Source organism: uncultured Candidatus Puniceispirillum sp. (assembly GCF_963979125.1).
Lineage (GTDB): Bacteria > Pseudomonadota > Alphaproteobacteria > Puniceispirillales > Puniceispirillaceae > Puniceispirillum.
Genome location: NZ_CAXBVX010000068.1, coordinates 1 through 11,837, shown reverse-complemented (window position 1 = coordinate 11,837; position 11,837 = coordinate 1). Strand labels below are relative to the sequence as shown.

General features: G+C 50.7%; 10 protein-coding genes. 5 read left to right on the top strand and 5 right to left on the bottom strand.

The window, feature by feature from the left end; all coding sequences use genetic code 11:
• Window positions 1–60: 60 nt before the first annotated feature.
• From ABNT28_RS07735 to ABNT28_RS07725, 3 genes are all read right to left on the bottom strand, one after another.
• Entirely contained in the window at window positions 61–1,407 is a 1,347-nt protein-coding gene (locus tag ABNT28_RS07735) for an RsmB/NOP family class I SAM-dependent RNA methyltransferase (RefSeq protein ID WP_348721330.1), read from the bottom strand.
• A 60-nt stretch (window positions 1,408–1,467) separates the two neighbouring features.
• Window positions 1,468–2,937, bottom strand: coding sequence for an IMP dehydrogenase (gene guaB, locus ABNT28_RS07730; RefSeq protein WP_332924883.1), 1,470 nt, complete (start codon window positions 2,935–2,937; stop codon window positions 1,468–1,470).
• 94 nt (window positions 2,938–3,031) lie between these two features.
• Window positions 3,032–3,853: an RlmE family RNA methyltransferase gene (locus ABNT28_RS07725; protein WP_332924884.1), complete on the bottom strand. Its 822-nt coding sequence runs from the start codon at window positions 3,851–3,853 to the stop codon at window positions 3,032–3,034.
• A 180-nt stretch (window positions 3,854–4,033) separates the two neighbouring features.
• Between ABNT28_RS07725 and ABNT28_RS07720 the strand changes: the two genes are divergently transcribed.
• The 5 genes from ABNT28_RS07720 to ABNT28_RS07700 all read left to right on the top strand — a co-directional run bounded on the left by ABNT28_RS07720 (window position 4,034) and on the right by ABNT28_RS07700 (window position 10,977).
• A complete protein-coding gene (locus tag ABNT28_RS07720) occupies window positions 4,034–5,431 on the top strand; it encodes an MATE family efflux transporter (protein WP_348721329.1) in 1,398 nt (465 codons plus the stop codon).
• Between the two features lie 63 nt (window positions 5,432–5,494).
• Window positions 5,495–8,413: a bifunctional [glutamine synthetase] adenylyltransferase/[glutamine synthetase]-adenylyl-L-tyrosine phosphorylase gene (locus tag ABNT28_RS07715; protein WP_332923276.1), complete on the top strand. Its 2,919-nt coding sequence runs from the start codon at window positions 5,495–5,497 to the stop codon at window positions 8,411–8,413.
• 255 nt (window positions 8,414–8,668) lie between these two features.
• The gene (locus ABNT28_RS07710) at window positions 8,669–9,961 is read left to right on the top strand and encodes an MFS transporter (protein ID WP_332923277.1); all 1,293 of its coding nucleotides are present in this window, start codon (window positions 8,669–8,671) and stop codon (window positions 9,959–9,961) included.
• Window positions 9,962–10,206: 245 nt separating this feature from the next.
• A complete protein-coding gene (locus tag ABNT28_RS07705; protein ID WP_332923278.1) occupies window positions 10,207–10,650 on the top strand; it encodes a thermonuclease family protein in 444 nt (147 codons plus the stop codon).
• A gap of 120 nt (window positions 10,651–10,770) precedes the next feature.
• Complete coding sequence (locus ABNT28_RS07700) at window positions 10,771–10,977, top strand: hypothetical protein (RefSeq protein ID WP_013047346.1); 207 nt, start codon at window positions 10,771–10,773, stop codon at window positions 10,975–10,977.
• Between the two features lie 24 nt (window positions 10,978–11,001).
• On the opposite strand, the gene ABNT28_RS07695 is transcribed toward ABNT28_RS07700, so the two are convergent.
• Window positions 11,002–11,421, bottom strand: coding sequence for a DUF1489 domain-containing protein (locus ABNT28_RS07695; protein WP_332923285.1), 420 nt, complete (start codon window positions 11,419–11,421; stop codon window positions 11,002–11,004).
• Between the two features lie 48 nt (window positions 11,422–11,469).
• On the bottom strand, window positions 11,470–11,837 hold a 368-nt coding region (locus ABNT28_RS07690), incomplete at its 5' end, for a magnesium transporter (protein WP_348721327.1).

Below are 11,837 nucleotides of genomic sequence, written 5' to 3'. Positions count from 1 at the left end.
CAACGTAGCCGCGCCTGTATAATCGCAACAAAAAACCCATCCGTATTATCGCGGCACCGATCAACGTAGCCGCGCCTGTATAATCGCAACAAAAAACCCATCCGTATTATCGCGGCGCGGCAGCAACCGCAACATGCCACTGGCATTCAGACTAGCTGTCTGGGGACAGGCACCGCCATTTAAACGACCAATCGTATCTTCCCAGATATCGCCAATATCCGCAATTTCAAGCTCAGGCGCGTCTGCCAGAAACGCCGTGATCTGGGCTTCGCATTCGCTGGCCAACAATGAACAGGTGATATAGATGATGCGCCCACCAGGCAATACCATCGCCCGCGCCTTTTCCAGCAAGCCTTGCTGGGTGGCGTGATAGCGCGACAGAATTTCGGGAGTGAGCCGCCAACGGGCATCAACCTGCCGCCGCCATGTGCCTGATCCCGAACATGGGGCATCAATCACCACACGGTCAAATTTGGCGCGCCATTTTCGCGTGCCCCATTTGTCATCAACGACTTTGCGTTCGACATTATGGATGCCTGCACGGCGCAAACGTTCGCCACTGCGCTCCAGCCGCTCGGCACTATTATCAATAGCCAGAACACGCCCTTTATTCTGCATGCGCGCAGCCATGACCAAAGATTTGCCCCCCGCACCAGCACAGACATCGGCCACCTGCATCCCCGGGCGTGCATCACATAGCAAAGCGGCAATCTGCGATCCTTCATCCTGAATATCGAACTGGCCTTTTTTCCATTCCTGTAATTCGTCGGTGCGGGTACGTTTTGCCAGTCTGACACCCCAAGGTGACAAGCTGGTCGCGTAACATTTAATCCCACGGCCAGCCAGACGGTCACGCAATAACCGACGATCATCCAGCTTGATTGGGTTGATCCGTAAATCGGTTGGCGCTTCATCAAGCAAGGCCGCAAGCTCGGCTTCAACATTCTGGCTGTCATTAAGCACCCTGCCGATACCAGCACGGGTGTCTTCCAGCAGAAATTCCGGCCATTCAAGTGCCACATCAACGGGCATTTTGGCATCATCCAGCTCGCGCTCAGCCAGCGCCGTGATCATTGATTGTTCATTGTCATTCAAAGCAGGCGGGGCATGGCTGATATCATCAGTGAACAGACTTTGCAGTTCCTCATGCTGTTTTTCAATCAGCACCAGCGCCGCGATCACGTGATTACGCGGTGTTTTCTCGGCATCGATAGCTTCAAGATGCCAGCCAATACGCGCGCGGGCACGCTGTATCTGCCAGAATAGAGCCGATATAGCAGCACGATCCCCCGATCCAGCATAGCGACGACGCTGCATACCTGCACGCAAGCCCTGTCCGGCCATCTGACCCTCAGGCATGTTCTGCATTATTTCAATAACGGCGGCAATACGCGCGGCTGGCGTCATGGTAATCCTCGTAAACGTCAAAAAGGCAAAAGGTCAAAATTGGCAAACAGCTTTAGTCGGTTACATGCCAGGCCGGTAATTTGGTGCTTCACGTGTGATGGTCACATCATGGACATGCGATTCTGCCAGCCCCGCACCCGTAATTCGCAAAAAGTTTGCATTTGCCTGTAAATCAGCAATGCTGGCATTGCCTGTATAGCCCATCGCCGCGCGTAATCCGCCTAACAGCTGATGCAGGACATTTTCGACAGCGCCTTTATAAGGCACCTGCCCCTCAATTCCTTCGGGAACAAGTTTCAAAGGCTGGGTGATTTCGGCCTGAAAATAACGATCTGCTGATCCGCGTGCCATCGCACCAGTTGATCCCATACCGCGATAGGATTTATATGACCGCCCCTGATGCAGATAGACCTCGCCAGGTGTTTCATCGGTACCTGCCAAAAGCGATCCAATCATCGCCACATCGCCACCAGCGGCAATCGCCTTGGCCAGATCGCCAGAATATTTGATACCACCATCGGCAATCACCGGCACACCATTCGCATGACAAGCTTCAGATGCTTCCATGATCGCGGTCAGTTGTGGCACGCCAACACCCGCGACCATCCGCGTTGTACAGATTGACCCCGGACCAATGCCAACCTTAACCGCATCGGCACCAGCATCCATCAAGGCCTTGGCCCCATCCGCAGTGGCCACATTGCCGCCAATCACCTGCACATGGTTGGCCAGCTTGCGTACCTTGGTAACAGTTTCTAGAACGCCTTGTGAATGGCCATGCGCGGTATCGACGATAATCACATCCGCGCCAGCGTCCATCAACGCTTCGGCACGCGCCATGCCGTCAACGCCAGCACCAGTGGCGCCCGCAACCAGCAAACGACCGCTTTGGTCCTTTGAGGCAAGCGGATGATTTTGCGCCTTTTCCATATCCTTGACCGTTATCAAACCGATACAGGCGTTATCCCCATTAATAACCACCAGCTTTTCGATACGATGTTCGTGCAACAGACGGCGCGCTTCATCTGGCGCTGCCCCATCACGGACTGTCACCACGTCACGCGTCATCAGGTCAGCCACCTTCTGCGACAGATCAGAGGCAAAACGCACATCACGGTTTGTCAGAATACCAACCAGCTTTTGCGGCGCATTGCCGACCTTTTCAACAACCGGAATACCGCTAATATGGTGGGTGCGCATCATATCCAGCGCATCACCTAATGTCTGTTCAGGTGTAATGGTCAGCGGATTGACAACCATGCCTGCTTCGAACTTCTTGACCTTGGCAATTTCGGTAGCCTGTTCTTCGATAGTAAAATTCTTATGCACAACACCAAGGCCACCAGCCTGCGCCATAGCAATCGCCAACCGATGTTCGGTCACGGTATCCATAGCCGCAGAAATAAGTGGAATGTTGAGACTGATCTGCTTGGTCAGACGGGTAACAAGCCCAACTTCAGCTGGCAACACAACTGAATGTGCTGGCTGCAAAAGAACGTCGTCAAAAGTGAGTGCTTCGCGAATTTTCATGAGGTGCCTTCCGTCTATCCGGTGGCAACGCACTATAGCCAAACACCCTGCACATTGATAGCCCTAAAATAGAGATGTAGGATTTTGAAATGCCTTATCCGGCATCCTCATCTTTTGGATTTACTGGTGCGTTTTTGGACGCGTCTTGGGGCGCATCGTCGGGCGTGTCTTTGGACATATTTTCCAGCCCATTGCCATGATACCCTGTAGCCAGCACATAGCTTTCAACCGATTCTGATCGGCTGGCGGTGGGTTTGACATGACGTACGGTTTTGAAATTCTGGCGCATCAGGTCAAGCACCGAACGTTCAGCACCGCCGCGGAAACATTTGGCCAGAAAAAAACCGTCCTTGCGCAGAACTTCCAGCGCAAAATCCAATGCTGTTTCCAGCAAAGCCGTGGTACGCAGATGGTCGGTTGCACGGTGTCCGGTGGTATCGGCGGCCATATCGCTCATCACCCCGTCAGCCCCGCCACCAACAGCATCTTTCATCTGTGCCATCATCGCATCTTCGGTCATATCACCAACAAAAATATCAGCATCAACGACATGTTCGGTTTCTAGCAGATCGATGCCAACAAGCTTTGCCTTGCTGATACCCAGTTTCGTGCGAATTGAGGCAACCTGAAGCCAGCCGCCAGGCGCACAACCAAGGTCAATGATCGCCATGCCGGGCTTGAGTAGCTGATAGCGATCATCAATCTGTTCAAGCTTGATCGCCGCACGCGACCGATAGCCGCGCGCCTTAGCTTCGGCGACATAGGGATCGTTCAACTGGCGGGTCAGCCATCTTTGTGACGACACTTTGCGACCACGCATTTTTTTAGGCTGGCGGGTCAGACCAGTTGCATTTCGATAGCTACGCCCTGAAGGGCCCTTTTTACCGGAATTATCGCTTCCAGATTTCATGCTCATACCAATTTTCTCAATTTAGGGGACAGCTATCAAACTGGCTATCCTTTGTCTTGAGCGACATTAGCATATTATTTGCCATGATTTTCAGCTATATTTCGGTTTTATAGCAATCGATTCCGATTGACCGCATATTTGTTGGACATAGCATGATCCAGTCTATGGCTTATCCAAGGTTCCTGAATGACATCAGCATCTTCACCACCACAGCAATTAAGCTGGCGTAGCCATTATTGGCAGACAATCGCATTGTCTTTGCCATTGGTAATTGGCCAGCTTGCCTCAATCGGCATTGCCACCGCAGATGTGATCGCGATGGGTCAGATCAGCAGTAATGATCTGGCGTCTGGGTCTTTGGCGGCACGCTTTTACCAGCCTTTCTACTTCATGGGGTTGGGCATCACATTGGCAACTGGGCCCATCGTAGCACAGGGGCTTGGCGGCAATGATCCGCGTCTGGTACGCCGCGCTTTTCGTCAAGGGATGGTGATTGCGGTCTTTTTGGCATTGATTGCCATGCCCTTTGTCATGGTGGGGGATATTGTTCTGGTCTGGCTGGGACAAGACCCAGCAATTTCGGCACATGCCAAAGATTTTCTATTCTGGTCGGCAATTGGCCTGCCATTCATGTTCCTGTTTTTTGTTCTGCGCCAATTTGTCAGCTCGCATAAAAAACCAATGCCGCAAGTGATCGCCACGATTGGCGGCTTGCTGGCAAATATTCTGGGGAATCATATTTGCGTCTATGGGTATGGGCCTATTCCGCCAATGGGGCTTGGTGGCATCGCGCTTTCAACAACAATCGTCTATTTGCTGATTTGCATCAGCTTGTTGATTTATATCGGCATTACCGAACCCTATAAATCGTCAAAGCCATTTCAACGCCTGTGGATTATGGATTGGGAGATCACCCGCCGCATCTTTGTTATTGGTATTCCCATAGGATGCACAATCGTTGCTGAAACCGGCATGTTTATCGCGGTTGTCTTTATCATCGGGCTTTATGGACCAGTCCCACTGGCGGCATCAGCTATTGCCAACCAGATTGCGGCGGTTGCCTTTATGGTGCCGCTAGCGATTGGTCAGGCCAGCACGATCCGCGTGGGTCATTTCGCCGGTGCCAATGACCGCCATAATATCAGTCGGGCAAGCTGGTCGGCTGTATGGGTTGGGCTTGGACTGTCTAGTATCATCATGGCCTATCTGTTCTTGCAATCCGAATTTCTGATTGATTTGTTTCTGGCTGATAACGATCCGATGGCGGCGGCTGTCGCAACCTTTGCCATTCCGATGATGATTATCACGGCACTGTTCCAATGGGGAGATGGCACACAGGCGATCACCATTTCGGCGCTTCGCGGTCTTAATGATACCAAGGTTCCAGCCTATATCGCGATTGCTTGTTTCTGGTTTATTGGTGTTGGCATTGGGGCGCTCGGGGCTTATGCCTTTGATTTCGATCCGGTTGCAATATGGGGATGTTTGCTAATCGGGCTTATGGTGGCATCGGTTGCATTGACATATCGCCTATATGTGGCAACCAGCCGGATTACCCGCGGCGGTGCGATTTTGACACAGTAACACCGCTATTTCTGCTGTATTAATCCTGTTGGGTCTAAATGATTTTGGGCTTATCATCCGTCTATGGTTACAACGCAAAGACATTTTGATCGCATCTGCCCAAGCATACCCTATGCCAATCCGGATAAGGGGGAACTTGCATCAGCATTGGTAGCCGAATTTGCGCCTTATCTTGATGCCAATAACGCGAATACGGATGACAGCTTTTCACCAACCGACATAGCAACCATTTTCACACATGCCCCGCATCTTTTGTTTCTGGCGCGTCGCTTTGCCGATGATATTGCTCGCATTCTGGCAGGGAACGCGGCTGATATTATCAATGAAGCGCATGACAAATTCCGGCAATCAATGCGGCATATCGATGATGAAAACAAAGCCATGCAAACCATTCGCCATTTCCGGGGACGGGTTTCATTTGCGGCGGCGCTTGCTGATATTGCCGGACTGACAATAATGGAGACGCAGTTCACCTGGCTTAGCGATGCCGCAACATGCGCGGTTCAGGAAACAGCACATTTTCTGATGCGCCACGCTGCCCGCCGCGGTCTGGCAAAGCCCCCACAAGACAATCTGTCAGGATGCGGATGGATTATTTTTGCCGTCGGCAAACTGGGCGCCGAAGAGCTGAATTATTCATCGGATATTGATCTGATTATCATACATGATCCAGATGCGAATCCGCTTAACGATCCTGCTACCGCACAGGCCTTTTATGTTGCACAAACACGCGCGCTGGTGAAATTACTTTCCGCCGCCACGGCTGATGGTATTGGCTGGCGCATTGATTTGCGATTACGCCCCGATCCAGGCGCAACCGCCGTTAGCATCCAGATCGCCGCGGCGCTTGGCTATTATGAATCTATAGCGCGCACATGGGAACGGGCGGCCTTTATCCGCGCCCGTCCAATCGCTGGGGATATTGAGGCCGGCTATGCTTTCCTTGATGAAATACAGCCCTTTATATGGCGCCGTTCGTTTGATTACACAGTCATGGATGATATGCGCACAATGTTACGTCGCCCGCCGGACAGTTCACAATGGACAGAATTTAATCTGAAAACCGGACATGGCGGCATTCGCACGATCGAATTTTTCACGCATGTTCTGCAACTGGTCTTTGGCGGGCGCGAACCTGAAATCCGTCAACATCGTACACCTCAGGCTTTGCATATGCTGGCCAAAAAAGACTGGATAACATCTGCACAGGCTAACGGATTAATTGCCTTATATACTTTGCTACGTCGTGCAGAACATCGGTTACAGATGATCGCCGATCAGCAAACGCATAGCCTGCCCCGTGATGATGTCAGCTTAATCAACTTTGCCCGTTTCATGGGGCATGAATCAGCGCAAAGCTTGTGTGACACGTTGGCCGACATTCTGTCCAAGGTCAGTGACATGACCGCACATGACCTGCTGGATGGCATTCTAGCTGCAAATATCTCAGACACATCTAACCTTGTCAAAGAAGACAACAAAACAATAGACATCTTTCTGGAAGATCAGGAACAGCTTGTCACATGGCTGAACTCAATCGGTTTTGAACGCCCCACAGATGTAGCCACCGCATTGTCTGGCTGGATTGCTGGACGTATTCCAGCAACGCGCGGCGAGCGATCACGGATGCTGCTTGGGCGCTTGATGCCCGAATTATTGCGACAACTTGCCAAAGGCACGCAACCTGATAATGCCTTTGCCGCACTTGCCTATTTTATTGAAGAGCTGCCAGCCAGCGTGCAGATTTTCTCGCTTCTGGATTATAATCGACATCTGGCGCGGTTATTATGTGACATTATTGTTCTGTCACCTCGCCTGACGCAGATTTTAAAACGTAATCCGATGCTGTTCGAATTGCTGTTATATAAAGAATTTTTTGATCCCCTGCCCAATGCCCAGACCATTGCTGGAGATATTCGCAAAATCATAACCGGACAGCCTGTCGAAGACGCGCTTGATAATATCAAACGCCATACACGCGAATTACGCTTTCGTGCCGAATTACAAGCCATAAGCCTGAGCAGTGACCGCGCAACATTGGAACGTTCGTTAAGCGCGATTGCCGATGCAACCACCCAGACAGTGCTGGAACTGGCACGTGCTGATATGGAGCGTCGCCATGGCAAAATCGCAGGCATGTGCGGTATCATTGCGCTTGGCCGATTGGGCATAGCGCAACTCACAGCCACATCTGATCTGGATATATTATTCGTCTATGACGCCCCGGATGCCGCAAGATCAGATGGTACCCGAAGCCTTGATGCTACCAGCTATTATATACGCCTGACGCAGACCTTTGTTAGCTGGCTGACAACACAAAGCGCCGAAGGTGCCCTCTATGAAGTTGATTTGCGGCTTCGTCCCGAAGGCTCGGCAGGGGCTGTAGCGACACCGCTTGACAGGCTTGCACATTATATCGACACCGATATTTGGTTATGGGAAAAACTGGCATTGACCAAGGCGCGGTTTGTTGCTGGTGATGACAATCTATCCGATATGGCGATGAAACCAATCCATGATGCCATTAATCAGGCGCATAACCGCGATGACGTTATGGCCAGCATCACCGATATGCGAAAACGCATGGCGGCCTCACAAACAGCCACATCAAAATGGCAATTACGGCTCCAGACTGGTGGTCTGGGTGACCTAGATTTGCTGATACAGGGATTACGCCTGATACATGGCGACCATTTTGTCAAAAGTGGCCAGACCGTGGCGGAAATTCTTGCCCTTCTGACGACTGACAAGCTGATAGACAGTAACGATGCAAATATACTGGCTGATGCGCATATGGTAATGGGGAATGCGCAACATGCGCTGCGCCTTTCAATGGAATCAACACGGACGATTAACGATGCCCTGCCTCCAGCCTTGGGACAGTTCCTGTCAAGCTGGCTTGATATGGCAGACGTCAATCAGGTAGCGGTTGCACTTGATGATATACGGGCGTCGGTACGCGAGATCATGACACGGCTCTAAACCATGCCTAGGCAGGAAAACACGGCGTTACTATCAATTTTTTTCTAACTATTTTTCTTTTTCTGTTTTTTGTCCCTTAATCGACATACCAACAACGAAATCAGAACAGACGTAGTTCATTTTACGGACGTAAGAGAGAGACTAAATCTGCTTCGCATGCGGGATTGGTTTTCTTCGTAACATTTTATATTTGACGTGCGCTAATTTAGGTGAAATCTAGAAAAGTAACGTCGCAACCCAAGTGAAAGATCCGCTATGTTCCGATCTATCGCCGCGTCATGGACTTTGTTTTTCGGCTTGCTTCTCATTATGGCAGGTAACGGGCTTCAGGTCGTGCTTTTGGGAACGCGGGCAAGCGAGGCGGCGTTTAGCAATATCGCTACTGGCTTTGTCATGGCGGGCTATTATGTTGGCATTTTCGCTGGTTCTATTCTGGTGCCACGCATTCTGGGAAATGTTGGGCATGTTCGCGTATTCGGCGCCATGTCGGCGATTGCCTCATCGGCGATTCTGATACATGCCGCCTTTGTTGATCCGGTTTTATGGGCGGTCATGCGCATCCTCACCGGCTTCAGCTTTGCTGGCATGTATATTGTCTGCGAAAGCTGGCTCAATGACAAAGCGACCAATGAAACACGTGGCCAACTTTTGTCGATCTATATGATCATCAATATGGGCGGCATGAGCCTTGGTCAGGTCATGATTTCATTTGGCACAGATGGCGGATATGGATTGTTTTTGCTGGCATCGGTTATGGTCTCGATAGCGGTGGTACCCATTCTGATTACCGTTGGCAAAGCACCCGAATTTGATACGCCCGAACGGTTGGGATTTCGCCGCCTTTATCAGATTTCGCCATTGGCTGTGATGGGCATGGCACTGACAGGTGCCGCAACCGCAATGATCTTTGGTATGGGCCCTATCTATGGCCGCAGCATTGGCTTGACCAATACCGAAGTTGGCTATTTCATGGCGGCGGTAACATTAGGCACTCTGGTTCTACAATACCCGGTGGGGCAGCTATCCGATCGTTTTGACCGCCGAATTGTTATTCTTGGCGTCGCTATTGTATCAGGTCTAAGTGTCCTTGTTGCCACCTTGCTTGATGCGAATAATCTAGCCTTGTTATTAATATGTATGCTGATTTTCGGGGGCACTAATTTTCCGCTTTATTCGCTATGTATCGCGCATGCCAATGACTATCTGACCCCGCGACAGATGGTGGCAATGGCGTCTGGCCTGATTATGATTAACGGGGCTGGCGCGGTGATCGGTGCGCCTATTGCCGCCATGTTTATCGAATATCTTGGCACAATCAGCTTTATGCCAGCGATTGCCACATTACAGTTCTTGTTGGCGCTGTTTGTGCTGGTTCGTATGCGGAGCCGTTCAGCCGTCCCCGCCGCCGCACAGGGGCCATATGTGGCTATACCTGATTCATCAAGTGGTGTTGCTGCCAGCCTGAATCCGGAAACCGAATGGGTGACTACCGACGAAGACGGATTTGCCGATGATGACCCACTGAAAGATAATCCATATATGAAGTAAGCCATATGTGAGTGGAGGCATATATGAACCATGCTTTGTAGGAATAAGGCATTTAAGTCAGAGCATGTTGCACTTTATGATGTTTTTTGAGTTAATTTTGCATCAAGACAAAAGTACTAATTAACTCAAAATCATTAGCGCCTAATGGTAAATGATATTAGTTTACCATAATGAACAGAATTGCAAAATTTTACGCATATTTACTGCTTATCTGTGGGGTTGGATTATCAGTCAGCCAGCCCAGCATGGCTGTCGATAGCCCGTTCGATATTGGGGGTACGGTAACGGTCACACGGATCAGCGATGGCGACTCATTGCGTAGCGGTTCGTTACGCATCCGCCTGTTTGGCATTGACGCCCCTGAGATTAAACAAATTTGCCACAACGCTTCCAGCCTAAAATGGCCATGCGGCGTGAATGCCCGCGACCGTTTACGTGAACTGGTCAAAACCGCCGCACATCTGGAATGCCGGCTACGTGACACCGATCGGTATGGCCGCCTTGTCATGCAATGTTTTGCCAACCAGAAAGACATAAGCAGAACACTTGTCGAAGAAGGCATGGCGGTTGCCTATGAACGTTATGCCAAGGAATATATCGCTGTGCAGGCACAAGCACGCGATGCTGGGCGTGGCATGTGGGCTGGCACATTCGACATGCCTGAAGACTGGCGCAAAGCGAACAAATAACCAGAAACCATTCAACAGAACTTCATTATCTATCTTTTGTGATCTTGACCAGTGCGTTAAATTAGGGTCATTGTGACCAATCACAAATCCGAACAACTGTTAAACGAATAGGGTAATATCATGTCAGACGATGAACGTATCACCATCATCGCCGAAACTTTTGAAGCTGCTGCGCTTGAATTTCATCGGCGCAAACTGGCATCTCAGGGTTTTCGGATGGCGGGGCCTATTTCAACCCAGCGTTTTGAATTGATGCGTGGTGCCGAACGCGAACTTCTGTTTGATGGCCAGCCAATGTTTGCGGTGACCTTTTCAAAAGAGGACTAAGGCGTCTGCCTGAAGCTTTCAATCCTACAGCAAACCAAGCTCGCGCAATTCGGCGACCATCGCTGGTGGCATTTCCTGACCATCTTCCTGACTGACCATAACGTCACGCGGCGCATCCTTTGAATCCAGATAACGCCAGCCCTGAAAAATGCGCATCCGCGTTGGTTCGACCTTGACAAGGCCTGGTGCCAGCACAATGCCACATGCCGGACGGCCATCAGCACGCGTTACCTCTCGAAGTTCGATGATTGGCTGGCGCGCGCACATAACGCCTTTTATGATCCAGTAAATTGACCCACCTGCCAGAATTTCGTCAGCGCGACGTGGCCGGTTACGGGTGACATGCATCAATGGCATATGCGCCGCAACCCGGCTATTTTGCCATTCCTGCAGCGCCTCGAAAGAGGCAGACCCAACCGACAGTTTTTTTAAATGCACAGGCATTACGGGTGGACTTTCTGACAATAACAAGGAACCAACATGATCATGACATTAAATAAGATAAAGCGCTGCAAGGCCAAGGAAAACAAAAAACCCGACAACATCTGTAATTGTCGTAATAAAAACGCTTGATGCCACTGCCGGATCAACACCCAAGCGCAATAATCCCAAGGGTACGACAGTGCCACTCAAGCCAGCCACAATCAAATTGGCAAACATAGCTACCGCCATGACCATGGCAATTTCAGCGTCACCAAACCACACGTATGACAAAGCTGAAGACAAGCCCGCAAAAATAACACCATTGAGAATTGAAACCAGCAACTCGCGACGCACAAACGACCATGCCACCATATTATCAAGCTGGCGTAGCGCAATAGCACGGACAACGACAGTGACGATCTGGGTGCCTGCATTGC